Origin of the sequence: Caulobacter radicis (genome assembly GCF_003094615.1) — a bacterium.
Classification (GTDB): domain Bacteria; phylum Pseudomonadota; class Alphaproteobacteria; order Caulobacterales; family Caulobacteraceae; genus Caulobacter; species Caulobacter radicis.
This window is the reverse complement of the sequence record NZ_QDKO01000025.1, coordinates 126,851-150,377: the sequence shown is the minus strand read 5'-3', so window position 1 is coordinate 150,377 and position 23,527 is coordinate 126,851. Positions and strand designations below refer to the sequence as shown.

Sequence of the window (23,527 nt, the reverse complement as noted above, 5' to 3'; positions counted from 1 at the left end):
GATGGCCAGGGCCCCCGCGCCTCGCCGGCTGAAGGTCTATCAGGCCCAGTTCGGCTTCCATGACAGCGTGGTGGCCGCGCCAAACCAAGCCGCGGCCTTGGCCGCCTGGGGCACGCGCCAGAATCTTTTCGCCGAGGGGCGGGCCAAGGTCAGCGACGATCCCCACGCCGCGGCCGTTGCGCTGGCGCATCCTGAGGTCCCGCTGCGTCGCGCGGTGGGCTCCCAGGACCCGTTCAGTCTCGACCCCGGACTGCCTCAGGTTCCCGATCCGCCGCCGCGCGGCAAGCCAGCCTTGAAGGTCCTGGCGAAGGCCGCGCCGGTGGCGCTGGCGGGCTCGCCGCCCGATCGTTCGGCGCTGGACGCCGCGCAAAAGGCGCTCGCGTCGATCAACGCCCGGCGGTTGGACGAGGAGAAGGACTTTGAGCGTCGGCGCAAGGCCCTTGAGGCTGAGGAGCTGGCCGCGCGCCAGGCGTGGGCCAAGGCCCGCAAGACGGCCGAGACGGCCTTGGAAGCGGCGCGCCGGTCCTATCGCGCCGCGGGCGGTGACGCCTAGCCTGCCTTGCGGGCCTTGTGGGGCGAGGCGGCTTTGGAGGTGGTCTTGGCCTTGACGGCGGGCTTGGTCGCCGCCTTGGCCGCGGGCTTGGGCTTGGCTGAGGACTTGGCGGGCGCGGCGTCCTTCCCGCCCAGGCTGGCGCGCAGGGCGGCCATCAGGTCGATGACATTGGTGTCCTCGGGCTCCTCGACCTTGGCGATCTTGTGGCCCTTCTGCTTGGCCTTGATCAGGTCCTTGAGCGCCTCTTCGTAGCGATCGACGAACTGGCCCGGGTCAAAAGGGCCTTCCTGCTGTTCGATGATCTTCTGGGCGATGGCGATCATTTGAGGGTCGGCGGCCTTGTCGCTGATCGAGCCGAACACCTCGTCCTCCTTGCGCACTTCGGCGTCGGTGCGCAGCGTATAGGCCAGGATGCCCTTGCCGCGGGGCTCCAGCGCCAGGAGGCGCTCGCGGGTCGACATCACGACCCGTCCCAGCGCGATCTGCCCCGAGCGCTCCATCGACTCGCGGATCACAGCGAAGGCTTCCTGGGCGAGCTTTCCGTCGGGGGCCAGATAATAGGGATTGTCCCAGTAAATCCGGTCGATCTCCTCGGCGGGCACGAAGCGCTCGATGTCGATGGTCTTTGTGCTCTCCAGCTTCACGGCGTTGATCTCGTCCTGGGTCAGCAGGATGTACTCGCCCTTGGAGACCTCATAGCCCTTGACCAGCTTGGCGCGCTCGACCGGCCCGGTGTCAGGGTCGGTGGTGACCATCTTGATCCGGTTGTTGGTGTCCGGATTGATCAGGTTGAAATGCACCTCGCCACCGCTGTTGGTGGCGGTGTACAGCGCCACCGGGCAGGTCACGAGCGAAAGCCGAAGATGTCCTTGCCAGGTTGGACGATAAGCCATGTCGAGCATCCTTGCCGCCCACCGGGGCGCAGGGAGAAAACGATGGTCGGCCTGTTTCGTTCTCAAACGCCGCAGGGCGCGGTCTCGCCGGTTTCCAGGTCGATGCGGAAGCAGTGCTCGCCGCCGGTATCGAGGTCACGCACCACCACGCTGATCTGGCCGTCCTCGTCCGGCGCGACCGCGAGGTCCTCGACATAGGCGACGGCGGCGGCCTCAAAGGAAGGCTCGCGCACGATGCGCCCATGATGGGGGCCAGCGTGGCGCGCGTGAACGCTGAAACGCCGGTCGTCGTGCGTGGTGTTGGTCATCACGGGTCTCCTGGCGGCATCAACGCGCGAAGCCGCCGAAGGATTCAAGGCGACCGACCAGGCGCTGCCAGGCCTGTCAGCGGATTTCGCCGGCGCTCTCGAACTAGGCGGTGGGCCTGCCGTCAGCCGGCGCCGGTATCGCCACTTCGAAATCCTCGCCGCCGTCGAGCGTCAGCCCGTCGCGGCGCCGCCCCAACGCCTCGCGCGTGGATCACCGCCGACCCCGCCCTCGGCCAGGCGCTGGCTTCGGGAGCCGACGTAGGGGATTTCGAACGTCGCCCGGTCGATCTGGCGGCCCACCGTCAGCACGCCTTGCGCGGCATGCGGCGACCCGGGGAGGTATGGCCACAGGGTCAGGGTTCCTGCGCGCTCGGCGCGGGTTTGAACGAAGGGAAGAGTGCGGCCCGGCGATCGTCGGGGGGCGTCTGGCCGGGCCGCTGGCGTCCCCAGGGCCAGGAAAGGCGCTGTGTGGACGCAGATATAAGTTCCGGGGCGGCGCATCGTTCCTGGCCGGCGCGAAACTCACCAAAAGGCCGGTGGTCGACCGGCCGCCCTTGGCCAGGCGTTCGCTAGGCCAAGGGCGAATGCCCTAGTAGACATTGCGCACCAGGGGCTCACGGGCCCAGATCCGGCCTGCTTCCGCGGCGGCGATGAAGTCGGCCACGGCTTTGGTCGGCAGATTGATGAGACCCGCGTCCGCGTCGGGATTGGCGTCGGAGAGCCCCCCCTTGACGAAGAGCGGCGCGGCGGCCGGCAGGTAGGCGATGACCTTCAGGTGGCCGAAGGCGTCGCGCACGAAGTTGACCGCCGTCGCCTCCAGCGCCAAGGCCGCGCCGCCGGCGTCGGAAGGCAGGAGAGCCACCGCGTCGAACAGGACCGACGGTCCGCCGTCGATCCGGAAATCGGCGGGGACCAGCTGGCCGCCGGCGGTGGTCACCCCGGTGATGGTCGGGGCGATGATCGCCAGCTTGGCGCCGGCCGCTTCGACCGCGGCCTTCAGCTCATCCAGCAGCGCGTCGTCGACGCCGTCGGTGACCAGGACGCCGACCTTGCGGCCGACCAGGCCTGGGGCGGCCTTGGCCAGGATGCTCAGCGCCGGCGAGGGCGCCAGATCCTGGGGCGGGACCGGGGCGGGGGCCGCAACGATCGGATTGATGACGCCCAGGCCGGCGGCGACCCGCGCGGCCAGGCTCTCGTCGATACTGACCAGGCGCGACAGCATCGCCGTGCGCACCCGCGCCACATTGCACTTGGAGAGCTCGAAGATCAGGGCGGCGACGATGTGATCGCGCTCCGGCTGCGTTTGGCTGAGGAAGAACAGGCGCGCCTGGCTATAGTGGTCGGCGAAGGTCTCGGGACGAATGCGCAGCTGCTCACCGGTCTCCAGACTAGGGAAGGTGCGATAGCCGCCGGCCTGGCTCTCGCGTTTGATGTCCTCGCCTAGGCTGGAGGGCTCATAGTTCACCTGGCCCTTGGGCAGGCCCATCTGCATGTGGCCGTCTCGCTGCAAGTTGTGGAACGGGCAGCGCGGCTGGTTGATCGGGATCTGGTGGAAATTGGCCGAGCCCAGGCGCTTGAGCTGGGTGTCCTGGTAGGAGAACAGCCGTCCCTGCAGCAGCGGGTCGTTGGTGAAGTCGACGCCCGGCACCACATGCGACGCGCAGTAGGCGACCTGCTCGGTTTCGGCGAAGAAGTTGTCGGGGTTGCGGTCCAGCACCATGCGGCCGACGACCCGCAGCGGGATCACCTCTTCGGGGATGAGCTTGGTGGCGTCCAGCACGTCGAAGGGCAGGGCGTCAGCCTCTTCCTGGCTGAAGGTCTGCAGGCAGAACTCCCACTCGGGAAAGTCGCCATTGTCGATGGCTTCCCACAGGTCGCGGCGATGGAAGTCCGGATCCGCGCCATTGATCTTCAGGGCCTCGTCCCAGATCACCGACTGGGCATTGAGCTTGGGCCGCCAGTGGAACTTGACGAAGGTGCTCTCACCCGCGGCATTGACGAGCCGAAAGGTGTGGACGCCGAACCCCTCCATCATCCGGTAGGAGCGCGGGATGGTTCGGTCCGACATGATCCACATGACCATGTGCAGGCTCTCGGGCGTCAGCGAGATGTAGTCCCAGAAGGTGTCGTGGGCAGTCTGGGCCTGGGGAAACTCGCGATCGGGATCCTGCTTTGCCGCATGGATCAGGTCGGGAAACTTGATGGCGTCCTGGATGAAGAACACCGGGATGTTGTTGCCGACGAGATCGAAATTGCCTTGCCGGGTGTAGAACTTTACGGCGAAGCCGCGCACGTCGCGGGCCAGATCCATCGAGCCCTTGTTGCCGGCCACGGTCGAGAAGCGGGTGAAGACGGGGATGCGCTCGCCGGGGCGTTGAAGGAAGTCGGCGGTGGTGATGGCCGACAGGTCCTCCAGGCATTCGAAAAAGCCGTGCGCGGCCGAGCCGCGGGCATGGACCACGCGCTCGGGAATGCGCTCGTGGTCGAAATGCATGATCTTCTCGCGCAGGATGAAGTCCTGCAACAGCACCGGTCCGCGCGCGCCGGCCTTCAGCGAATTCTGGTTGTCGCCGATCGGCACGCCCTGGTTGGTGGTCAATTGCGTCGTCTCGTCGGCGGCCTGCTGATGCAGTTCTGCGCCGGGCGCCACGAGGGTCTCGACGCCGACCGTGCTGTCAGGCGTGTCGATCGGGCCCTTGACGGCCGAAGGCTTGGACTTGGTCGGCATGAGAAGATCCTGACGATTTGAAGCGGGGCCTAAGGCCTGGGCGATGGTTATGCTGGCCGGCGGGCCTTAAGGCGCGGACGGCGGGGCGAGTTGGGCCATCAGTTCGGCCTTGCGGGCCGAAAGCTTCGCGCCGAGCGCGACGAGATCCAGGTCGCTGGCGCGCACCTCGGGAAAGAGCTCGCTTTCCTCTTCCTCGACATGGTGGCGGACCTGCTCACCCAGCACCTTGACCTTGGCGTCATAGAGCGGCTGGTCCGGCGCCCCGGCCTCGATCTGGGCGATCAGGGTCTTGGCGCCCATATGCTCGACGATGGCTTCGTCGATCAGATCGCCATCGCCCGTCGCCTCTCGGGCCGGTGGGTAGAAGAACTCTTCCTCGATCTGGGTGTGGACCTTCAGGGCCAGACAGATCTTGTCGGCCAGGGCCTTCTTCGCGGCCGGGTCGGTCAGACCCTCATAGGCCTCGAAATAGTCCTCGACCTGGCGGTGATCGGCCTCCAGCAGAGCGATGGCGTCTTGGCCGCGCGTCTTGGGGGCGGCCTGCGCCTTGGTGGCGGCCCGTGCGGATTTCTGTTTGGCTTTGGTCTTCGCCGTGACGGCCATGGTTGATGTTCCGGTTGGGGAAGGACGCGGTCTTAACCGCCCGCCCATCCGGCCGTTCCGGCGATGATCAAACGATGGGTCAGGGCGGGCCGCCCCGCATCCCTCCCGATCAGCAAGGGGGCTGGGAATGGCCCCTCAGGGCGGAGCGCCCGCCCTGAGGCGCACCGACAGCCCGTCGCGGTTCCAGTCGAAGTCGATCTGGCCGTCGAGCTGGCGCGCCAGGTTGGCCATTAGCCGCGAGCCGAAACCCGAGCGCGATGGCGCGGTCACCGACGGACCTTCGTGCTCCTCCCAGGCCAGCGACCAGCCTTGTCGCTCGCTGGCCCAACTGACCTCCAGGCGGCCCCCGCGCACCGACAGCGCCCCATACTTGGTGGCGTTGGTCGCCAGCTCGTGGAGGATCATGCTCAGGGGCTGGAGCTGGTCGGCGGGCAGGGCGATCTCGCCGCCCGAAAGGCGCACCCGCGCCCCGGTGCTGATCGCGGAGGCCAACTCCTCTCGCACCACCTCGGCGATGGTTCCGCCGCGCCATTGGGTCCTGGCCAGCGCCGACTGCGCCCGCGCCATGGCCTCGATGCGCCCGTGGATGGCCTGACGGAACTCGGCGGGGTCGGCCGCATCGGTGAGGCGCACGATCGACTGGATGATGGCCAGGGCGTTTCGGGCCCGATGATCGACCTCGCGCATCAGCAAATCGCGCGCGGCCTCGGCGTGCTTGCGGGCGGTGATGTCTATGGCCGTGCCGACCACGCGTAGACACCGATCCTCGGCGTCGAACACCCCGCGCCCCTTGGCGGCCACCCAGCGCTCTATCCCATCCTCCGCGCCGATGGTGCGATATTCGACGTCGTAGAGGTCCTGCGCGGCCGGGTCGCAGGCGGCCGCATAGGCCCTGGATGTCGGCTCCAGGTCGTCGGGGTGAAGCCCGCCGTAGAAGTCGTCGAGGGTGACCGGCACGCCGGGCGACTGGCCAAAGAGCGCCCGGACCCGGTCGTCCCAGTAGAGAGCGCCATCGCCGTTATCGACGTCCCACAGCCCCACCTCGCCAAACTCGGTGGCCAGTCGCAGGCGCGTCTCGCTTTGCAAAAGCGCACGTTCGGCCTCGATGCGTTCAGTGACGTCCGAGATCACCGCGTAAAGGCCGACCACCCCGCCGTCGACGCCGCGCCGCGGAATATAATCGACCTGCACATCGCGCGGTCCGCTGGCGGGATAGTCCACGCGGCTTTCGAACGTCACCCGTTCCCCGGCCAGGGCCGCCTCCAGGTACGGCTTGACCCGATCGTAGGCCGCCCCGAGCACCGCGTGCACGCGTTGGCCCTGCAGCGCCTCGCGTGGGCGTCCAAACCACGCCTCGTACCCGCGATTGACGAACCGGTAGCGCTCATCGCGATCAATATAGGCGATCAGCACCGGGGCGGCGTCGGTGATCCGCCGCAGCTCGGCGGCGCTGTCGGCCAGCTCAGCCTGGGACGCCACCCGTTCCACGAACGCCCAAGAGCGCTCGGTGACCTCGCGCACCAAGGCCAACTCGCGGTCGGTCCAGAAGTGCGGGCCCTTGTGGTGAACGGCCATCAGCGCTCGAAGGCGGCCGTCGCGCACCAACGGCATGCAGATGGTCGCGCCTATGCCGATCGCCTGGAAGGTGGCCGCCTCGTGGGCGGCGATTTCCGCGAGATTGTCGTTGATGACCAGCGGCAAGCCACGCGAGAGGTTCTCCACCGCCATCTCGCCGAAGTCGGCCAAGCGGTAACGGCCAACGATGGAGGTCGAGCCGGATACGGCCCAGTCGCCGCGAATGGTGAAACCGTCCTGGTCGGGATCCATGTCGGCATAGGCGCAGATGGCCACGCCCATGTGCTCGCCGATCATCTGAGCCGCGCGCATCATCACCGCCTCGGCGCTGGGCAGGGTCGATGTGGCGCGGGTCAGGATCAAGAAAGAGAAGCGTGCGCTCGCTCTCCTCGCGGCGGGCGCGTTCCTGCGCGGCCGATGTCGTCTCGACGCACACGCAAAGGACGCCAGGAACCTCGTCCGCAACCGGTATCGGACTGTAGGAAAAGGTGAAGCATGCCGGCTCGGCCTGGCCTTTCCGATGAAGGGTGACCGGCAGATCCTCATAGAACGCGGCCGCGCCGCTGAAAGCCGCCTCGATGATCGGCTCGATGGTGGCGCGCACCTCGGGCCACACGGTCCAGAATGGCTGGCCCAGAGCGCCTGGGTGCTTGTCGCCGAGGATGGGGCGATAGGCGTCGTTATAGATGAGGATCCGCTCGGGACCCCAGATCAGGAACATCGGGAACGCCGCGCCCAGCAGCACTTCGATCTGCTGGCGCAGGGGCTGAGGCCATGCGGAGGGTCGGCCTATCCCTGCGATGACGCCATCGGCCTCTAGCAGCCTCGCCACTTCGCCACCCGCCAGGATTTTGGACAGTTTGAAGCTCATAGCGAGGCGGTGATCCGGCAAGGGGAGGTCGAGAGTCGGGCCGCCCTTGCATGCAGCAGCCCATCTGCGACGACAACGTCAAAGCCAAGCTTCGGTTGCGACAGCCGCGGCCCAGGCTTGATCAGGCGCCCGTCTTGCTGTCCGGCGCGGCGACGGGCTTGGATTCTGGCGAGTTCTTTTGGCGCAGGACGATCGACAGGACCACGAGCACGGCGGTCGAGAGGAACTCGCTTTGCCAGTTCTGGAAGGATTCGAACCAAAGTTGCGGGTCGGCGAGATAGGCCAGAACGCCTTGGGCCGCCTGACCGTGCTCGGCCGCCTCCTGGGCGGCCTGCTTGGCGCTGAACACCCAGTGCAGGACGAAAGCGGCCATGAACAGCAGAGCCAGGACAAGTCCGAGCGAGTGGGCGTAGAGCCAGGCCAGAGGCCCGGCGCGGCGGGCCAGCGGCGGGGCGTCCTGCGCCTTGCTGGGCAGGACATCGCGCTCAGGGGCGTCAGGGTCCTTGGATTCCGAAGAACCGTGCTGGAAGAGATAGGCCGTCAGCACGACGTAGACGGCCATCTGCAGGAACTCGCTCTCCCAGTTCTCAAACACGGTCGAGATGAAGGCAGGGTCGGATAAGTAGCTGATCAGTCCGATGCCAGGCTCGCCATGGCGCCGCAGATCCTGCAGCGCCACACGCCATCCCGTCAGCCACTGACCGACGAGACTGGCGGCGAACATCGCCATCAGCACGATCGTCAAACCGTTGCGCTTCAGGAACCGAACCATTTGGGAAAAGTCGCCTGGCAGGCCGGTTGGTTCCACGACCCTCATTTGCGTGGACGGCGCATCCAGCCCACCGGCTTGCCGGAGGGGGATGGTCGATGTCGGACGACGCTTGATGGGATCTCCCCGACACCCACCGCCCTCCTGCGCGTTGAGATGAGGGCGCGGCGCGAGCCGCGCTTGGTATCGCCGCAAGGAGAAGCTTGATGTTCGAGGCGCCGTTGTCCGATCCCGCCCAGGCAGGGCCCATTCCCGCGCCAGCCGCCCCTGAGGGCGCCGACCTGCTGATCCGCGGCAAGCCGCACGACGAGGCGTTCTGGGACCAGCATCCGGACATCGAGCGCTACAAGGTGGCGATGAAGGCAGGCCAAGCGCTGGTCGAGGACTGGGAAGTGCTGATCTGGCTCAAGCCGGACCTCAAGGAGGCTTCGGGCCCGGCCGAGCGCGGCGAGGTCCCCAAGCGTCCGGCCGACAATATCTTCGAGGTGCACGCGGCCGAAGACCTTGGGTTTTTCGACCGTCATCCAGAGATAGCCGCCTGGCGCGCCGACATCGCCCTCAACGAACACGGCTCTGGCGCGGTCCACAAGGTCGAGGTGTGGATGAAGCCGCCGCCGGCAGGCTGAGGGCTCTCCGCGCGCTCCGATCCTCGGAAGGGGCAGGGCGCCCATGGGCATCGGATCGGGCGCCCGGACGGGGTCGAGCGATGGGGTCAGGGCGAGCCACCGAACGCCTCTGTACCGGCTTGTCGGGTTCGTGCGTGGCCGGTCTGCTCGAACGATCGCGGGGGAGAGGCCTAGTTTTCCTGCGCGTCGGGCTGTAGGCTGCGGGCGCTGCCTTTCCACACGATCCGTTCATCCTGGCCGCGGACGCTGATGCGCAGGCAGATCGTGGTGTGATCGCAAAGGGCATGGTCGCGAAGGATTTCGGAGACCAGCAGCAAGGCCTGCCTGATCGCTGCGAACTGGTCGACGGCCTCGACCTTTTCGGTCGTCGTTGCGCCGTCGCTGTCGATGTCGAAGTGAAAGGTGCTCATGGCCGCAAGCTCGGAGGGCTTTGAATGACGCGCGCGGTCTCCCGGGTCAGCCCAGCCCTTGGCCGACGCCTGAAACCGGCGCTATCGCCTCGCCAGCCTTCAGCCCGACGAAGTCTGGACCAGCGATCAAGGCGCTGGGCGTCAGAGCGGTTGGTGGACAGGGTCATCGAACAGAAATCCTCGATGAATGGAGCGCCCTTAATCCTCGGCCGCCGACCTGGGCGGGCGGGCGAGCCCGGACCTCTCCGTAGCTTGCGCCGCCAGTCGAGCGGCTGGCTCGAGCCGGGTTTGAAAGAAGGCCGCCGCGCGGCCGGGCGTTCCCCGAAGGCTCCGCGACGATCAATTGATCACGCCGCCCATGCGTCACGCCCGGTGCTCGCTGGAGCTCTGCCGCCTGCTGACAGGCCCGTCAGCCGCGTCGGTCTGGGGCTGAAAGGCTTCTGGATCAAAGTCGCCCAGCGCAGATAGTCGATCCCAATCGAGAATCTGCAGGACGCCGTTCTTGACGACCGCCATGTGATCGTCGCGAAGACCACGCAGCACCCTATGGATATGCACGACCGAGAGGCCCAGGGCGTCGGCGATGTCGCCTTGTACCGCCGGCAGGGCGCAACGGTTGTCCTTGGCCAGGCCCAAGCTCTTCTGGCGCCAATAGATCTCGCAAAAGAGATTGGCCGTGCGGGCCGCCGCAGACCGGCGGCCCAGGCTAATCAGGCGATTGCGCTGCGCCCGCGCCTCGGTCAGCACCGCCCGGCAGAGGGTCGCCAGAAAGCTGGCGTGATCGCGCAGCATGGCCCGAAGCTCCAGCGGGCTCAGTTTGCGCACTTCACAAGACGCCAGCGCCCGCACCTCGTAATCGCTTTCTACGAAGAGGCCGGCCAGGTCGATCAGGTCGCCCGGGGTGGCAACGCTGAAAATCTGGCGACCGCCGTCGCTCAAGACCGTTTGCTTAATGGCCAACCCGCGCGCCAGGAGCCGCAGGCAAGAGCGTTCGCCGGCCGCCATGATGAGATCGCCAGATTCGAACGTCTCCGACGTCAGCGCGCACGTCGACAGGCGCTCGCGCACGCCCTCGCGCAAAGGCCCGAACCGGTCGAGACTGGCGATCAAAAGGCGGTTCAAGATGGCGAATCCGCTGGGGCGCGCGCAATGACGGCGATCCGAATGTCATCGCGCCAGACCTCGATCTCGTCACAACTGCGGTGCTCGGCCAGCAGGGCGTTGGCCCGCTGCACGGGGTCGATCGTCTCGATGTCCAGGTCGACGAACGTTGTCCTGCAATCGTCTGTGACGCCAATAAAGATGAGCGGACTGATCAAGGAATCCTCCAGGCGCAGGGATTCTAGGCCCATCGCCGCAGGTCCGCGTTGATCTAGGTTATCGGCCAGAACGTTTGACGGCCTAAAATGCGTCGTCCTTGAAGGGAGAGGGGAGGTCCCCCAACTCGCCATGTCGCAAGCCCCCATGATCACGCCGCTCATCGAAAAGATGGCCAGGCGCGACGTCATCACTCCGATCGAGCGCGAGGCGCTGGCCAATCTCCTGGGGGCGACGCGGCGGGTCGCCGCCGGCAAGGCGCTGGTGGAGCCCGGCGACCGGCCCAATTTCAGCACCTTCGTGGTCAGCGGCTTTTGCGCCCGCTTTACGCTGACGCCGACCGGCGGGCGCCAGCTCACCCAGATCAATATCGGCGGCGACTTCGTGGACCTGCACAGCCTTCTGATGCGGCAGATGGACCACGGCGTCGTGGCCTTGGCCGACTGCGTCGTCGCGCCGGCCGCCCACGAGGACCTGCGACGCCTCACCCAACAGCATCCCCACCTGACGCGGTTGCTATGGCTGGAGACGGTGGTCGATGCGGCCATCCACAGGCAGTGGCTGGTGGCGCTTGGCCAACAGAACGCGGCCAGCCGCCTGGCGCACCTGATCTGCGAGCTCTATCTGCGGCTCGAAGCGGCGGGCATCGCGTCGGATTTGAGGTTTTCTCTGCCCATGACCCAGGTCGACCTTGGTGACGTGCTGGGTCTTACCCAGGTGCACGTCAATCGCGTGCTGATGGACCTGCGTCGCCAGGGGCTCCTGGACTGGAAGGCGGGTCACGTGACCGTCAACGACTGGGAGGCCCTGGCGCGGCTTGGCCAGTTCGACCCAGCCTATCTGCGCCTTCAGAACGATCCCGTCTAATCGCCGCGGCCATGAGGGTTGTGTGACCAAGGCTTGCGGCCCCCGATAATTATCAGGTCGCTGGGAAGCCAAAAGCGAGCCTGACAATCAGCCTTCCAGCTCACGATCAGCGCCTCAGGCCGCACGGGAGGGCGTGCTGATCGTGGGCGCCGCGGCGGGAGCGCGCGATCGGAGGATGGCGTGGATGATCAGCGCGGCGGCGTGCTTTCGGCTTTGGGCCAGGCCCTGCGCGCGCGTTCGTCCGTCACGCTCGAAGGTCCGCCAAAGCCATTGGCCTTGGCTAGGCGAGATCGTGAAACGGAAGATCGCATCGTCCGCGCCGATCCCGGCCTGCCCGACCACCGCCGACTGGACGCAGGACCCCGGCGCGGTCATGCCGGCGCGCCCAGCGGATAGGCAAAGCCGTCCGGATTCTGACGCCAGGCCTGGGGGCTTGGCGCATCTCGCACATGAACCTTGATCCTGGCCGGTCGGGGCCAGAGGCGCGCCAGGCGCCTGGCCTCTGCAATCGCACGCCGGCGCGCAGGGAAGAACAGAACCTCGCCAGTATCGGCGATCTTCACGCACCACCCGCCATCGTAGGGCAGGACATCGAAGAGGGTCGTCATGGCGATCACTCGGCCGCGTAGACCAATGGGCGGGCGTGGGCCCAAAGATGGGCGCGATAGGTCTCAAAGCACTGCTCACCGCAGATCAGACGCATCACCGCGCCTTCGGCGATGTACCGGGCGCGCATGGGATCCTCCGCCACGAGCGGAAGCAGGGCCTCGGTGTTCCAGGCCTTGGAGTGCTCGACATCCAGATGGGCGTGAAGCGCGAAGTACTTTCGGGCTTCTGGCGAGACGCCGACACGCTTGAGACCAGCATCGACGCAGGTCACCCGGCCGGGCGCTGTCAGTTCGACCACGCCCAAAGCGCCGACCGAGTGCCACGCATAGCGGCGCGTGGTGGCGAAAGCCGTCATGGTGTTGGCCAGGCAAAGCGATTGCCACAGGGTGGTGTCGATGGTCGGTGTCAGGCCCAGGGTCGCGGTCGTTCGCGAGAGCATCGGGCCGTGCATGCCCTTGACGCTGCCGCGACCCATCTCGTCCCAATAGTTGCGGGCCAGTTCCAGCTTGGCGCGGTCGGGAATCTTGACCTGGGTCAAGGCGACCAGATCGTCGAAACCGGCCTCGCCCGCCGCCTCCTGGGTCAGGAACCATTTGATGTCCTCGAGGCTGGCCGCGCCCTGCAGCCAGTCGAACAACGGGTCCCATTGGCCGGGACCATGGTCCTTGAGCGCCTCGAACCAGGACACGAAGGCTTCGGCCTCCTTCGGGACCGTCTCGACCAGCGGCGCGACGTGGGCGCGGAAGGCTTCGATGAACTCGCCCTCCACCTCCTTCATGAGGCGCTCTCGTGCGATCGCGTCGCGCCAGTCAGCGCTCGGGGCCTCGGGCGACAGGCGATAGTGGTTCCAGTGCGCCAGGCCCTTGTGCAGGGCGTCGGCGTCAGGAAACTGCGGGCTGAAGGCGCCAAGGCGCGATAGGCGATCGCCACCAAACATGGTTTGCACTCCGATCGGGCGGGAGCCGGTTGGGCGTGAATGCAGATTGCGCATCCTTACCGTCTCCCGCGGTTGCACTGGCCGCGTCACCGGCGGCGAGCAGCACAAACGAGAGGTCCAAGCGCGCGTTCCAATGTCGGATGGCCGGCTCAGCGACTGAGCCTCGCGAAACGGCCTTTTTCCTTGGCGGCGCGAGGGTTCATCGGGCGTCTGTCATTTGATGGGCGCCATACGCCTGGACCTTCGCCTTCGGAACAACGGCGACGGCGGGCGGTTGATCCGCCGAACCCAGGAGATCGAGGATGTCCGAAGAGACCATCGGCCGCGCGCTGCAAAGCGACGCGCCGCTGACCGCCGCCGTGCACCAGCGCGACATCGCCCACGAGGTCGCCGAGGAGCGCGGCTGGCGCCAGGCCGCCTTGGTGGGGCGCACCGTCACCATCAATCGGCCGCGCGCCGAGCTCTATGCGTTCTGGCGCGATTTTCGAAACCTGGCGCGCTTCATTGAGAACGTCGAAAGCGTCACGCCCAGCGACGATCGCCGCTGGCGCTGGGTGGTCAAGGCGCCGGCGGGTAAGACCGTGGAGTGGGAAAGCGTCCTCACCGACGAGGTCGACAACGAGCTCCTGGCCTGGGAGTCGGTTGAAGGCGCCGACATCAAGAACTTCGGGCGGGTGGAGTTTCGCGATGGTCCCCCCGGACGGGGCACCGAGGTGACCGCCACCATCGTCTACGAGCCGCCGGGGGGAGACCTTGGCAAGCTGATCGCCAAGCTGTTCCAGAAAGAGCCCAAGATCCAGGCGCGCCGAGAACTGCGCCGTTTCAAGCAGTTGATGGAAACGGGCGAGATCTCCACCGCGAAGACCTCCAACGCCGCGCCGCAAGGCTGACCCCAACCCAATTGATGGAGCCGCCGATGCGCGCTTTGACCTGGCACGGCAAACACGACGTGCGGATGGACACCGTTCCAGACCCCAAGATCGTCAATCCCCGCGATGCGATCATCAAGATCACCTCGACCGCGATCTGCGGTTCCGATCTTCACCTCTACGACAGCATGATCCCCTCCATGGAGCGCGGGGACATCCTGGGCCATGAGTTCATGGGCGAGGTCGTCGAGACCGGTCCCGGCTCGACCTTGCAGAAGGGCCAGCGCGTCGTCGTCCCGTTCGTGATCGCCTGCGGCAAATGCTTCCATTGCGAGAAGCAGCAGTTTTCCGGATGCGAGAACTCCAACCCGGCCGAAACCCAGGACCTGGGCGAGATCGCCTATGGCACGGCGATGACGGGCCTGTTCGGCTATTCGCACATGACCGGCGGCTATGCCGGCGGCCAGGCCGAATATGTCCGCGTGCCCTATAGCGACGTCGGTCCCATCGTCATTCCTGACGGGCTCGAGGACGACAAGGTGCTGTTCCTGTCCGACATCCTGCCTACCGGCTGGATGGCGGCTGAGAACTGCCAGATCGAGCCGGGCGACACCGTGGCGGTCTGGGGTTGCGGCCCAGTCGGTCTGTTCGCGATCCAGAGCGCGCTGATCCAAGGCGCGCACCAGGTGATCGCCATCGACCATCATCCCCACCGCCTGGAGCTGGCCAGGTCGATGGGCGCCAAGGTGATCAACTATCATGACGTCAAGGTCCGCGAGGCTCTGATGGCCATGACCGGCGGCATCGGCCCCGACGCCTGCATCGACGCGGTGGGGATGGAGAGCCACGGTTTCTCGATCGACAATGTCGTGGACGCGGTGAAAGTGGCCACGCGGATCGGCACCGACCGAGCCCATGTTCTGCGCGAGGTGCTGATGGCCTGCCGCACCGGCGGGCGGGTCTCGATCCCCGGCGTCTACGGCGGCATGGGCGACAAGATCCCGATCGGCGCCCTGATGGAGAAGGGCCTGCAGATCCGCACTGGCCAGACCCACGTCCACAAGTACCTGCGGCCGCTTCTCGACCTGATCGGCGAGGGGGTCATCGACACCACCTTCCTGATCAGCCACCGCCTGCCGCTGGAGAGCGCTCCTGACGGCTACAAGATGTTCAAGGAAAACCAGAACGAGGTGACCAAGGTCGTCCTCAAGCCCGACTGGCAGAAGGAAGCCGCATGATGATCGAGGAACAGCGCCCCCTGGCCGTGATTACCGGCGCCTCGTCGGGCATCGGCTACGAACTGGCCAAGCTGGCGGCCGAAGACGGTTACGACCTGGTGATCGCCGCCGACGAACCTTCCATCGTCGAGGCCCATACCGGTCTCGAACAGCACGGCACGCGGGTTCAATCCCTGCAGGTGGACCTGTCGACCACGCAAGGCGTCGACCAACTGCTGGACCTGATCGGCGATCGCTCCGTGGACGCCCTGATGGCAAACGCCGGCCGGGGCCTGGGTGACGGCTTCCTTGACCAGGACTGGAACGAGGCCCGGTTCGTAATCGACACCAACATCACCGGCACGGTCTATCTGATCCAGCAGGTGGCAAGGGACATGCGCGATCGCGACCGCGGGCGGATCCTGATCACCGGCTCGATCGCCGGCCTGATGCCAGGCTCGTTCCAAGCCGTCTATAACGCCACCAAAGCGTTCCTCGACAGCTTCGCCTGGGCGTTGCGCAACGAGCTCAAGGACACCGGCGTTTCGGTCAGCTGCCTGATGCCGGGTCCGACCGACACGGAGTTCTTCGACCGTGCCGACATGCTCGACACCAAGGTCGGGGCCGATCCCAAGAAGGCCGATCCGGCCGATGTCGCGCTCGCGGGCTATCGCGCCATGCAAAAAGGCGAGGGCGACGTCGTGGCCGGCTTCAAGAACAAGCTGCAAGCGGCGATGGCGGCGGTGACGCCCCAGAGCGTGCTGGCCGAGCAGCATCGCAAGATGGCCGAACCGGGGTCGGGAGACCGATGATCGGCGCCCAAGAGCCGGAGGCTTCGCCGAAGGCTGGGGACAGGGATGGGGGCCTTGAGGCGCCGCCGCCGCCAGCGCTCGACCCGAACCGCAAGACAGATGCGACCTGCGACCCGAGGGCTGACGATCCGGGCAACGGCGCGGACTGAGGGAACAGCACCAAGCGGTGGCTTCACGGCGATAGGAGAAGGTTATGAGCGACAAGCCCAATACTGAATTGCGCCAGTCCAACGCGGCGTTGCCGCCGGGAGAGCGACCTGGGTTGGTCTCGGAGAAGGGAACTGTTCGCACTGGCAAGGCCGAGCAGAAAGCCGCCGGACCCGACGGCCCCAGCGCCGCCGAGGTCGGCGACACGTTTAAGGGCAAGGCCCCCTAGGTCGTGGCGACACGCGGGACCTCTGATCCCGCTTTCGTCGACGGTTCTACCGGACAACCTTCATTTGATGGCCGCGGAACGAGGCCCATCGCTCCGCTTTCGGTCTTCACGCGCAGGAAGGATCCGATGGCCAGAAATTGCTCTCAAAGCGGCCCGAGATGAGCGGGCTGCGTCGGCGCATACGATCGATCGCCCTTTTCGAGCAACTCGGTCCTGGCCTCGTGACCGGGGCGGCTGACGATGACCCCTCTGGTATCGCGACCTATTCCCAGACAGGCGCGCGGTTCGGCTACGGCCTGCTTTGGACGATGTTGCTGACCTATCCGCTGATGAGCGCCATCCAACTGGTGAGCGGCGAGATCGGACGGGTCACGGGCCGGGGTCTGGCGCGCAACATGGGAAGAGTGATCGCAGCGCCCTTGGTCACCGGCCTCGTCGCGCTCCTGTTCATAGCCAACACCATCAACATCGGCGCTGATCTGGCGGCGATGGGCGCGGCCTCTCAACTCTTGGCTGGCGGCGGCTCCCATTGGTTCACGGCCGGCTTCGCCATTCTGTCGCTACTGTTGCAGATGTTCGTGCCCTACAGGCGCTACGTCCGCTTTCTCAAATGGCTGACCTTGGTTCTGTTTGCCTATGTCGCCGTTCTGATGGTGGTGAAGTTGGAGTGGACGCAGGTGGGGCGCGGGCTGGTGTGGCCCGATACGGGCGTCTTCGGATCCAAGGAAGCGATCACCACGATCGTGGCGATCTTCGGGACCACAATCAGCCCTTATCTTTTCTTCTGGCAGGCCGCCCAGGAGGTGGAGGAAGTCGATCAGGATGACGACGCCCTGCCGCTGCGATCGGCGCCGGAGCAGGCCAGGCCGGAACTGCGCCGCATCAAGCTGGACACCTTTCTGGGCATGGCGGTTTCAAACCTGATCGCCCTGGCGATCATGATCGCCACGGCCGCCACCTTGCACGCCCAGGGCAAGACCGAGATCGCCACCGCCGCGGACGCAGCCAAGGCTCTGTAGCCGGCCGCCGGCCATTTCGCCTTCCTGCTGTTTTCCCTGGGCATCGTGGGCACGGGCCTGCTGTCGATCCCCGTGCTGGCCGGTTCGGCCGCCTACGCTGTGGGGGAGACGCGCGGCTGGAAGTGCGGCCTGGACAAAAAGCCCTGGGAGGCCGTGGGCTTCTACGCGGTAATCGGGGCGGCGACGCTTCTGGGCATCGGTATCGACCTGGCCGGGATCGACCCCATCAAGGCGCTGTTCTGGAGCGCGGTCATCAACGGCGTCATCGCCGTGCCGATGATGGTGGTGATGATGCTGGTGGTCTCGCGCCGCGACCGGATGGGCGGCTTCACCGCCGGACCCTGGCTAAAAGGTTTCGGATGGCTGGCGACAGCGGTGATGGCGCTCGCAGCCGGCGCGATGCTGGTTGGCACGGCCCTGGGAGCAACTTGATTAAGACCGACTCTCAGCTAGCTCGGCCAAAGGAACGGCCCTTCTCTACGTGTCTTATTTCAACAACCATTTCAATTCTTTGAGGAGAGCGTCCCATGATCGCCGCCGCCAAGTCCAAAGCCGCCGCCAAGACCCGCCGCACGCGACGCACCGGGCGTCGCGATCCCCTCGCCATCACCTTGCTCAAGAAGGACCATCGCCAAGTCGAGGATTGGTTCGACGAGTACGAGCAGCTTGAGGACGACAGAGAGAAACTGGCCCTGTTCAACAAGATCGCCCTGGCCCTGAAGGTCCACACCCAGATCGAGGAGGAAATCTTCTATCCGGAAGAGCGCGGCGAGGTGGAGGACGACATGCTGGACGAGGCCTATGTCGAGCACGACGGCGCCAAGAAGCTGATCGCCGAGATCGAGGCGATGCAGCCGGGCGAAGAGTTCTACGACGCCAAGGTCAAGGTGCTGGGCGAATATATCAAGCACCACGTCAAGGAAGAGGAGCAGCCGGGTGGCATTTTCGCCCAAGCCAAGAAGGGCGATGAGGATCTGGACGCCATGGGCGAGCGCCTGAAGGCTCGGAAGGAAGAGCTGATGGCGACGATGGGCGCCGAGCGAGCGAACTGACGGGTGGCCGAGGCGCTAGACCCTATCCTGACGCCGCAACTGGACGCCTTGACGCGACGAGTTCTGGAGAGGGCCTGCGCCCAGGACTTGAAGCTGGGTACGGCGGAAAGCTGCACGGGAGGTCTGCTGGCCTCCCTGCTGACCGACGTGCCCGGCTGTTCGCACGCGTTCGAACAAGGCTTCGTGGTCTATTCCGACCACGCCAAGCATCAGCAACTGGGCATCCCCCTCGAAAAGCTGGCCGGGGGCGGCGCGGTGTCGCAGGACGTCGTCCTGGCCATGGCCAGCGCCGCCCTGGCCCGCTCCCAGGCCGACATCATCCTGGCGGTGACGGGCTGGGCCGAGGACATGGGCGATCCTGAAAAGCCTGGCGGACTGGTGCATTTCGCCTGCGCGCGACGCGACAGGCCGACCCATCATCGTAAGGCCGAACTTGGTGTCATCGGCCGCCAAGACTTCCGGCTGGCATGCCTGGCGATCGCCATGGACATGCTGGCCGTCGCGGTCTCCACGTGATCGCAACCGCGGCAGAAGCCAAACCTCAATCCGTGACCAGGAGAAACCCCTGCCGCGGAACCCCCTGGGGACCCTCATCGACGTTTGAGCTAAGCGAGCGCCATGCAACCTAGGTCATGCTGAACTGTTTGCAGTGCAGCATGGAGATTTAGCATGCGTATCGCTCGATGCAGATGCGGGTCGGTGTCCGCCCAGTGCATGGGAGAGCCTGTGCGCGTTTCGGTCTGCCATTGTCTTGCTTGCCAGCGGAGAACCGGCAGCGTTTTGGCGTCCCAAGCTCGATTTGAAGAGTCCTCGGTCGCCATCGGCGGTCGGACCAGCACCTATATTCGGACGGCCGATAGCGGTTCCAGGGTCCTCTACATGTTCTGCCCGCACTGCGGCGACACGATTGCCTACGTCAATGAAGGCGAGCCTGATCTGGTGGCCATCCCCATCGGCGCATTCGCCGACCCTTCGTTCCCGGCGCCGACCGTGTCGTTCTACGAGCATCGCGCGCATCAATGGGTGCTGATTGCGCTACCCGGCGGAGACCATCGTCTTTGAGGAAAGCTGCCGATACGTCGGCGAGCGAAAGAAGATCGGCCCGTCCGCCCGGTGGCCAGGCGGCTGTGACCGTCATCGCCGCTCGCGGTCGGACGCCACCCTTGTCCCGACCTCTGCCGCGGCCGCAGCTCAGGGCGCCGCCCTCAGCGCGCTTCGGATCGGCTTCCGCCCAGCTTGGGTCCTTTCGGACCCTGCAGCCGGGTCCCCGCGAGGCCGCCCCTCCGCTTGCACACCCGCTCTCGCCGAGGGGCATGGGTTCGATGCCGAACCCCTGCCTTTAAGGATGAGGATCATGGGACAAGCTGCTGAAGGCCTTGAGCCTCGCATCTATGTGGCCTGACTTGCCGCCTATAATAGCGGCCTCCTCGTCGGCGCTCGGATCAAGGTCAAGGACGACCCTCAGGCCGTCCGGGGCGTCGGTGAAGCGGAAGCCGAGGAGGACGGGCGCGGTGAGGAGGCGTGGTGAAGGCGCAGGCCCCTGAAGAGATCAATCAGGCCTGCCCGGCGAGCCGCTGCGGCTGTGAGGGAACCGGCGGGCTTGCCCGTGGTTGTGGCAGGCGAAGCCAACAACCTGCAAGGAGCCCTCATGACCGACACCGGCATTTCTCAAGCCAATGTACGCCATCGCGACAAGGCCAAGGAGCAGCTTGGCGCGGCCGGCGCGTCGGCCAAGGACGCCTATGGCAGCCTCCGGACCGGCGCCGAAGAGCTCTATGCCGGCGGCCGCGAACATTTCCAGGACGGCCGCCAGGTCATCGAGGAGAAGGTTCGCGAAAGGCCGACCCTGGCGCTGACCGCCGCGATCGGCGTCGGCGTCCTGCTGGGCCTGCTGCTGCGCGGTCCGCGCACCGTCTACGTCCGCGTGCCGGCCACCACCCGGCCCTAGTCTTGGAGGTAAGCCCCGCGCCCTGATGGCCGGGGCAGGTCGTCCTGGACGAGACGCCCGGACCAACTGGGCCAAGCGGGTCTGATAAGCCGCCAGCTCTATAAGGCCGCGCTGGTGTCTAGCGCGGCCACAAGGCCGGATTGGCGGCGACCAGTCCTGATTTCCTGGCTAAGCTCAGCATCGGTGTGCAGGCCTAACGCCGCCGGGTGCTCCGTGTGTCCAGCCGTCCCGCGATCCGAGGCGCTCCGTCTAAGGATCGGCGCACCCAAGGCGTAGAATGTCCGGCTCGCAGCGGCTCGACCGCCCCGCCGTCGGCGACGAGCCGCGCTTGGCGACCGTCTGCACGAACCTCGGATCTCGAGGGGTCTTTAAGTCTCGGCGGCGGCGAGGGCGATCTTCAGAAGGTCCTGGCTCGCGCCTGCGCGGATGATCGGAACGTCGATCAGCACATCGGCGGCAAGAACGCCGTCGTGCTCGATGGTTTCGGCCATCGCGACCAGCGGCAAATCAGGAGACAGGGCCTTGAGGACGGCGAGCCGGCGCAGGTCATCCTCGTAATGGTCGGGCCGCAGACCGGCGATCACCAAATCCACCTGCGACAACGTCCGTAGGCGATCCAGATCAGCCTGCTCGGCATCGACGACCTCCCAGCCGCGCGCCTCCAAAGCCGCGCGGGTCTCGCCACCGCAATGGTCGGTCAATACCCGGACCATGAAACCTCCCTCCCGCGCCTTGAGTCTGGACACGCCAAAAGGTCTGGCCGTCCCGCTAATCAGGCCAAACCACAGCACTCGCCAGACGGTTCCTGGCGAGGGACGGTGGGCGATGAAGGCGCGAAGCCACAGCTTGCCTTCTTTAGCCGCAGCCATCTTTTGATAGGCGAGGAAGGTGATTTTGGCCCAGCCCGCTGCAGCGTGAAACTATCGGCGCCCCGATCGCTTATTGCGCCGGATGACAGACAGGCTGGCCTGAATGACCACACATCTTGACCCCGTGGCGCTGATCGGACTGGGCGCTGCCCTCTGCTCGATGAGTAGTTTCGTGCCTCAGCTGATCAAGATTTGGCGCGAGGGCGATGCTTCGGCCGTCTCGCTGCGAATGTTCGCCCTGACGGTCGCCGGCTTCACCCTGTGGGCGGTCTACGGCGTCTTGCGGGGAGGCTGGCCGCTGGTGCTCAGCAATCTCGTCTGCCTGGGACTGTCGGCGGCGATCCTGATTTCCAAGACGATTCTGGAACGTCGCTCAGCCTGAGGCCATCATCGCCGCAGCTGTCCAAGACGCTAGCGCATCATGCCGCGCCGACTTCGGGAACGCGAACATGCGAGCCAAGGCGGCTCATCACCGCGTGGAGCGCGGCAAACTGCACCGGCTTGGCCATATAGCCGTCCGCTCCCGCCTGCAGGCCCGTCGCCCGGTCGGTCTCCCCGGCGCTGGCGCTCAGCATCACGATGGGCACGCAAAACCCCTCGAGCCGTATGGCTCGGACGGCCTCCAAGCCGTCCATGACCGGCATGTTGACGTCCATGAGGACAAGGTCGAAGCCGCCTTGACGCACGGCCGCCAGGCCTTCCGCGCCGTTCTCGGCAACGACGCACAGGTGCCCAAGGCCCTCGAGCCAGGCGGCGAGGATGCGCTGGTTGGCCGGGTGATCCTCGACGACCAAGACCCGGCGCGCCGGCGAATCTGCATCTGGCGCCTCGGGCTCAGAGAGGATCTGGGGCGCGGCGCAACGGACGAGCGGCAGATCGATGACGAACCGTGCGCCTGCCTGGCTCGGTTCAAGGTGAAGATCCCCGCCCAGCAGGCCGGCCACCCGTCGCGAAATCGCCAGGCCAAGACCCGCCCCGCCATGGCGGCGCGTGCTGGAGCTGTCGACCTGGCTAAAAGCCTGGAAAAGGCGGGCCTGGCCGGCGGCCGTCACGCCCGGACCGGTGTCGGCGACCGTAATCCGTAAGCGCTCGGACCCCGGCGACTGGGCCGCCTCGACATGGACGTTTACGGCGCCGGCGTCGGTGAACTTCACCGCGTTGGACAGCAGGTTGTGAAGCATTTGGCTGAGACGGATCGGGTCGCAGAGCAAAGCCTCCGGGGCCTGCGGCGCAAACGTCACGTCAAGCGCCAGCCCCTTCTCCTGAGCCCTCGGCGTCCAAAGCGCCGCTATGCGGCGCACAAGCGGCGCAAGCTCGACATCGACGAGCGAAACCTCGAGCTTGCCCGCCTCGATGCGCGCGAAATCCAAGATGTCGTCCAGCAGGCACGCCAAGGTGCGACCCTGCTCGTCGATGACCGCAACCAGTTCCTGCGCCGGCTCGTCCAAGGCGCCGTTGCGCAACAACTGCGCTGCGCCCAGCACCCCGTTCATGGGCGTCCTCAACTCGTGGCTGATGACGGCCATGAACGCCGACTTTGCGTCGCTGGCCGCGGTCGCCTCGTCGCGGGCGATCTCCAGAGCCGCGATCAAGCGGGCCTGCTCGGCCTGGAAGGCGTCGATCTGCGCCTTGTGAACCCGTCCGAAGAAAGCCTTGGTGAGGATCGCCGAGCCCGCCACGCCGACGGCCGCCAGCAGCGCCCAGCGTCCCGGCTCGCTGCGCGCCGTCGCCAGCACATAGGCCAGCACCGCCAGATAAGGCGTCGCAACGATCAGGGCGCGTCTGGGCAGATGTCGAAACTGCGTCGCAACCAGCAGCACCCCGGCGAACAGGAAGGTGATGGTCGCGGCCAAGGACCAGGGGCCGTGCGTTCGCCACGCCCATAGCGGGGCCAGGGCCCAGGCGGCCGAGGTCAGGGTGGCGATAACGGTCAGCTCGGCGCCGACGCTGACCCGGGCGCTCCGCGTCAAGGCGCGCTCAACCCGTCCCCGCACCAATCCCAAGACGCAGCAGCCGGCGAACCAGCCCAGGGCGACAGAAGGGCCGCAGCACACGCCGAGCGACAGGGCCCAGGCCGCCAACAGCCAATAGCGAAGGCCCTGGGCGATGACGATCGTCGATACGCTCGCCCGGCCGTCACCTTCGGCCGGAGCGACCAGAACGACATGGTTGGGCGGGGTGTGGCCCTGGGGTGAGGACGAGGATGTGCGCGAGCTCATCGTCCTAGTTCACATGCAGGTGCTTAAGAGTCGATTATATCGATGTCGATATTCTCGACTCCGGCCGACCTTTTGATGTC

Annotated in this window: 26 protein-coding genes and 1 pseudogene; 13 read left to right on the top strand and 14 right to left on the bottom strand. The window is 66.3% G+C overall.

Annotation, left to right across the window (positions count from 1 at the left end; genetic code table 11):
- Nucleotide 1 precedes the first annotated feature (1 nt).
- Nucleotides 2-553 (top strand): efflux RND transporter periplasmic adaptor subunit, encoded by a 552-nt coding sequence (locus DDF62_RS16550; protein ID WP_116490108.1) that lies wholly within the window; start codon nt 2-4, stop codon nt 551-553.
- On the opposite strand, the gene ku is transcribed toward DDF62_RS16550, so the two are convergent.
- From ku to DDF62_RS16515, 6 genes are all read right to left on the bottom strand, one after another.
- Complete coding sequence (gene ku, locus DDF62_RS16545) at nt 550-1,446, bottom strand: non-homologous end joining protein Ku (protein ID WP_116490107.1); 897 nt, start codon at nt 1,444-1,446, stop codon at nt 550-552. The genes DDF62_RS16550 and ku overlap by 4 nt on opposite strands.
- 62 nt (nt 1,447-1,508) lie before the next feature.
- On the bottom strand, nt 1,509-1,754 hold the full coding sequence (locus tag DDF62_RS16540) for a DUF5961 family protein (protein WP_101716301.1): 246 nt from the start codon (nt 1,752-1,754) through the stop codon (nt 1,509-1,511).
- Nucleotides 1,755-2,343: 589 nt separating this feature from the next.
- Nucleotides 2,344-4,482: a catalase gene (locus tag DDF62_RS16535; RefSeq protein ID WP_116490106.1), complete on the bottom strand. Its 2,139-nt coding sequence runs from the start codon at nt 4,480-4,482 to the stop codon at nt 2,344-2,346.
- A gap of 66 nt (nt 4,483-4,548) precedes the next feature.
- Nucleotides 4,549-5,085: a hemerythrin domain-containing protein gene (locus DDF62_RS16530; RefSeq protein WP_116490105.1), complete on the bottom strand. Its 537-nt coding sequence runs from the start codon at nt 5,083-5,085 to the stop codon at nt 4,549-4,551.
- Between the two features lie 135 nt (nt 5,086-5,220).
- Complete coding sequence (locus tag DDF62_RS16525; protein ID WP_116490104.1) at nt 5,221-7,023, bottom strand: PAS domain-containing protein; 1,803 nt, start codon at nt 7,021-7,023, stop codon at nt 5,221-5,223.
- 629 nt (nt 7,024-7,652) lie between these two features.
- On the bottom strand, nt 7,653-8,303 hold the full coding sequence (locus DDF62_RS16515) for a DUF6766 family protein (protein ID WP_116490103.1): 651 nt from the start codon (nt 8,301-8,303) through the stop codon (nt 7,653-7,655).
- A 203-nt stretch (nt 8,304-8,506) separates the two neighbouring features.
- Here DDF62_RS16515 and DDF62_RS16510 point away from each other — a divergent pair, with 203 nt between their 5' ends.
- Nucleotides 8,507-8,926: a hypothetical protein gene (locus DDF62_RS16510; RefSeq protein ID WP_116490102.1), complete on the top strand. Its 420-nt coding sequence runs from the start codon at nt 8,507-8,509 to the stop codon at nt 8,924-8,926.
- A gap of 170 nt (nt 8,927-9,096) precedes the next feature.
- On the opposite strand, the gene DDF62_RS16505 is transcribed toward DDF62_RS16510, so the two are convergent.
- From DDF62_RS16505 to DDF62_RS16495, 3 genes are all read right to left on the bottom strand, one after another.
- Nucleotides 9,097-9,336, bottom strand: coding sequence for a DUF6894 family protein (locus tag DDF62_RS16505; protein ID WP_116490101.1), 240 nt, complete (start codon nt 9,334-9,336; stop codon nt 9,097-9,099).
- Between the two features lie 363 nt (nt 9,337-9,699).
- Nucleotides 9,700-10,458, bottom strand: a complete 759-nt coding sequence (locus DDF62_RS16500) for a Crp/Fnr family transcriptional regulator (protein WP_116490100.1) — start codon at nt 10,456-10,458, stop codon at nt 9,700-9,702.
- Nucleotides 10,455-10,655, bottom strand: coding sequence for a hypothetical protein (locus tag DDF62_RS16495; RefSeq protein WP_133244858.1), 201 nt, complete (start codon nt 10,653-10,655; stop codon nt 10,455-10,457). The genes DDF62_RS16500 and DDF62_RS16495 overlap by 4 nt, the downstream gene beginning before the upstream one ends.
- 130 nt (nt 10,656-10,785) lie before the next feature.
- Between DDF62_RS16495 and DDF62_RS16490 the strand changes: the two genes are divergently transcribed.
- Nucleotides 10,786-11,520: a Crp/Fnr family transcriptional regulator gene (locus tag DDF62_RS16490; protein ID WP_116490098.1), complete on the top strand. Its 735-nt coding sequence runs from the start codon at nt 10,786-10,788 to the stop codon at nt 11,518-11,520.
- Between the two features lie 114 nt (nt 11,521-11,634).
- Here the strand turns inward: DDF62_RS16490 and DDF62_RS16485 are convergent, their stop codons facing one another.
- The 3 genes from DDF62_RS16485 to DDF62_RS16475 are packed head-to-tail and all read right to left on the bottom strand — an operon-like array spanning nt 11,635 to nt 13,066.
- Entirely contained in the window at nt 11,635-11,895 is a 261-nt protein-coding gene (locus tag DDF62_RS16485) for a hypothetical protein (RefSeq protein WP_101716311.1), read from the bottom strand.
- Entirely contained in the window at nt 11,892-12,128 is a 237-nt protein-coding gene (locus DDF62_RS16480) for a DUF2188 domain-containing protein (RefSeq protein ID WP_133149164.1), read from the bottom strand. The genes DDF62_RS16485 and DDF62_RS16480 overlap by 4 nt, the downstream gene beginning before the upstream one ends.
- A 5-nt stretch (nt 12,129-12,133) precedes the next feature.
- Entirely contained in the window at nt 12,134-13,066 is a 933-nt protein-coding gene (locus tag DDF62_RS16475; RefSeq protein ID WP_116490096.1) for an iron-containing redox enzyme family protein, read from the bottom strand.
- 302 nt (nt 13,067-13,368) lie between these two features.
- Here DDF62_RS16475 and DDF62_RS16470 point away from each other — a divergent pair, with 302 nt between their 5' ends.
- From DDF62_RS16470 to DDF62_RS16430, 9 genes and pseudogenes are all read left to right on the top strand, one after another.
- On the top strand, nt 13,369-13,956 hold the full coding sequence (locus DDF62_RS16470; RefSeq protein WP_116490095.1) for an SRPBCC family protein: 588 nt from the start codon (nt 13,369-13,371) through the stop codon (nt 13,954-13,956).
- Nucleotides 13,957-13,982: 26 nt separating this feature from the next.
- Entirely contained in the window at nt 13,983-15,173 is a 1,191-nt protein-coding gene (locus tag DDF62_RS16465; protein WP_116490151.1) for a zinc-dependent alcohol dehydrogenase, read from the top strand.
- Nucleotides 15,170-15,964: an SDR family NAD(P)-dependent oxidoreductase gene (locus DDF62_RS16460; protein WP_207780834.1), complete on the top strand. Its 795-nt coding sequence runs from the start codon at nt 15,170-15,172 to the stop codon at nt 15,962-15,964. Before DDF62_RS16465 ends, DDF62_RS16460 begins: the two co-directional genes overlap by 4 nt.
- 193 nt (nt 15,965-16,157) lie before the next feature.
- Nucleotides 16,158-16,340, top strand: coding sequence for a hypothetical protein (locus DDF62_RS16455; protein ID WP_116490094.1), 183 nt, complete (start codon nt 16,158-16,160; stop codon nt 16,338-16,340).
- 158 nt (nt 16,341-16,498) lie between these two features.
- Nucleotides 16,499-17,791, top strand: a pseudogene (locus tag DDF62_RS16450) (NRAMP family divalent metal transporter).
- A 95-nt stretch (nt 17,792-17,886) separates the two neighbouring features.
- Nucleotides 17,887-18,411, top strand: a complete 525-nt coding sequence (locus DDF62_RS16445; protein WP_116490093.1) for a hemerythrin domain-containing protein — start codon at nt 17,887-17,889, stop codon at nt 18,409-18,411.
- Between the two features lie 48 nt (nt 18,412-18,459).
- Nucleotides 18,460-18,927, top strand: coding sequence for a CinA family protein (locus DDF62_RS16440; protein ID WP_243410699.1), 468 nt, complete (start codon nt 18,460-18,462; stop codon nt 18,925-18,927).
- Nucleotides 18,928-19,080: 153 nt separating this feature from the next.
- Nucleotides 19,081-19,473 (top strand): GFA family protein, encoded by a 393-nt coding sequence (locus DDF62_RS16435; RefSeq protein ID WP_116490091.1) that lies wholly within the window; start codon nt 19,081-19,083, stop codon nt 19,471-19,473.
- 586 nt (nt 19,474-20,059) lie between these two features.
- Complete coding sequence (locus tag DDF62_RS16430) at nt 20,060-20,359, top strand: hypothetical protein (protein ID WP_101716320.1); 300 nt, start codon at nt 20,060-20,062, stop codon at nt 20,357-20,359.
- 368 nt (nt 20,360-20,727) lie between these two features.
- On the opposite strand, the gene DDF62_RS16425 is transcribed toward DDF62_RS16430, so the two are convergent.
- The gene (locus DDF62_RS16425; RefSeq protein WP_116490090.1) at nt 20,728-21,072 is read right to left on the bottom strand and encodes a hypothetical protein; all 345 of its coding nucleotides are present in this window, start codon (nt 21,070-21,072) and stop codon (nt 20,728-20,730) included.
- Between the two features lie 259 nt (nt 21,073-21,331).
- On the opposite strand from DDF62_RS16425, the gene DDF62_RS16420 reads away from it, so the two are divergent.
- Nucleotides 21,332-21,610: a SemiSWEET family sugar transporter gene (locus DDF62_RS16420; RefSeq protein WP_116490089.1), complete on the top strand. Its 279-nt coding sequence runs from the start codon at nt 21,332-21,334 to the stop codon at nt 21,608-21,610.
- Between the two features lie 37 nt (nt 21,611-21,647).
- Here DDF62_RS16420 and DDF62_RS16415 read toward each other — a convergent pair whose 3' ends face one another.
- Complete coding sequence (locus DDF62_RS16415; RefSeq protein ID WP_116570204.1) at nt 21,648-23,447, bottom strand: response regulator; 1,800 nt, start codon at nt 23,445-23,447, stop codon at nt 21,648-21,650.
- Between the last annotated feature and the right edge of the window lie 80 nt (nt 23,448-23,527).

Bases quoted from the DNA above. Each gene is read 5' to 3' on its own strand.
- DDF62_RS16550 (WP_116490108.1), top strand. From the start codon at position 2: ATGGCCAGGGCCCCCGCGCCTCGCCGGCTGAAGGTCTATCAGGCCCAG.
- ku (WP_116490107.1), bottom strand. From the start codon at position 1,446: ATGGCTTATCGTCCAACCTGGCAAGGACATCTTCGGCTTTCGCTCGTG.
- DDF62_RS16540 (WP_101716301.1), bottom strand. From the start codon at position 1,754: ATGACCAACACCACGCACGACGACCGGCGTTTCAGCGTTCACGCGCGC.
- DDF62_RS16535 (WP_116490106.1), bottom strand. From the start codon at position 4,482: ATGCCGACCAAGTCCAAGCCTTCGGCCGTCAAGGGCCCGATCGACACG.
- DDF62_RS16530 (WP_116490105.1), bottom strand. From the start codon at position 5,085: ATGGCCGTCACGGCGAAGACCAAAGCCAAACAGAAATCCGCACGGGCC.
- DDF62_RS16515 (WP_116490103.1), bottom strand. From the start codon at position 8,303: ATGGTTCGGTTCCTGAAGCGCAACGGTTTGACGATCGTGCTGATGGCG.
- DDF62_RS16510 (WP_116490102.1), top strand. From the start codon at position 8,507: ATGTTCGAGGCGCCGTTGTCCGATCCCGCCCAGGCAGGGCCCATTCCC.
- DDF62_RS16505 (WP_116490101.1), bottom strand. From the start codon at position 9,336: ATGAGCACCTTTCACTTCGACATCGACAGCGACGGCGCAACGACGACC.
- DDF62_RS16490 (WP_116490098.1), top strand. From the start codon at position 10,786: ATGTCGCAAGCCCCCATGATCACGCCGCTCATCGAAAAGATGGCCAGG.
- DDF62_RS16485 (WP_101716311.1), bottom strand. From the start codon at position 11,895: ATGACCGCGCCGGGGTCCTGCGTCCAGTCGGCGGTGGTCGGGCAGGCC.
- DDF62_RS16480 (WP_133149164.1), bottom strand. From the start codon at position 12,128: ATGACGACCCTCTTCGATGTCCTGCCCTACGATGGCGGGTGGTGCGTG.
- DDF62_RS16475 (WP_116490096.1), bottom strand. From the start codon at position 13,066: ATGTTTGGTGGCGATCGCCTATCGCGCCTTGGCGCCTTCAGCCCGCAG.
- DDF62_RS16470 (WP_116490095.1), top strand. From the start codon at position 13,369: ATGTCCGAAGAGACCATCGGCCGCGCGCTGCAAAGCGACGCGCCGCTG.
- DDF62_RS16465 (WP_116490151.1), top strand. From the start codon at position 13,983: ATGCGCGCTTTGACCTGGCACGGCAAACACGACGTGCGGATGGACACC.
- DDF62_RS16460 (WP_207780834.1), top strand. From the start codon at position 15,170: ATGATGATCGAGGAACAGCGCCCCCTGGCCGTGATTACCGGCGCCTCG.
- DDF62_RS16455 (WP_116490094.1), top strand. From the start codon at position 16,158: ATGAGCGACAAGCCCAATACTGAATTGCGCCAGTCCAACGCGGCGTTG.
- DDF62_RS16445 (WP_116490093.1), top strand. From the start codon at position 17,887: ATGATCGCCGCCGCCAAGTCCAAAGCCGCCGCCAAGACCCGCCGCACG.
- DDF62_RS16435 (WP_116490091.1), top strand. From the start codon at position 19,081: ATGCGTATCGCTCGATGCAGATGCGGGTCGGTGTCCGCCCAGTGCATG.
- DDF62_RS16430 (WP_101716320.1), top strand. From the start codon at position 20,060: ATGACCGACACCGGCATTTCTCAAGCCAATGTACGCCATCGCGACAAG.
- DDF62_RS16425 (WP_116490090.1), bottom strand. From the start codon at position 21,072: ATGGTCCGGGTATTGACCGACCATTGCGGTGGCGAGACCCGCGCGGCT.
- DDF62_RS16420 (WP_116490089.1), top strand. From the start codon at position 21,332: ATGACCACACATCTTGACCCCGTGGCGCTGATCGGACTGGGCGCTGCC.
- DDF62_RS16415 (WP_116570204.1), bottom strand. From the start codon at position 23,447: ATGAGCTCGCGCACATCCTCGTCCTCACCCCAGGGCCACACCCCGCCC.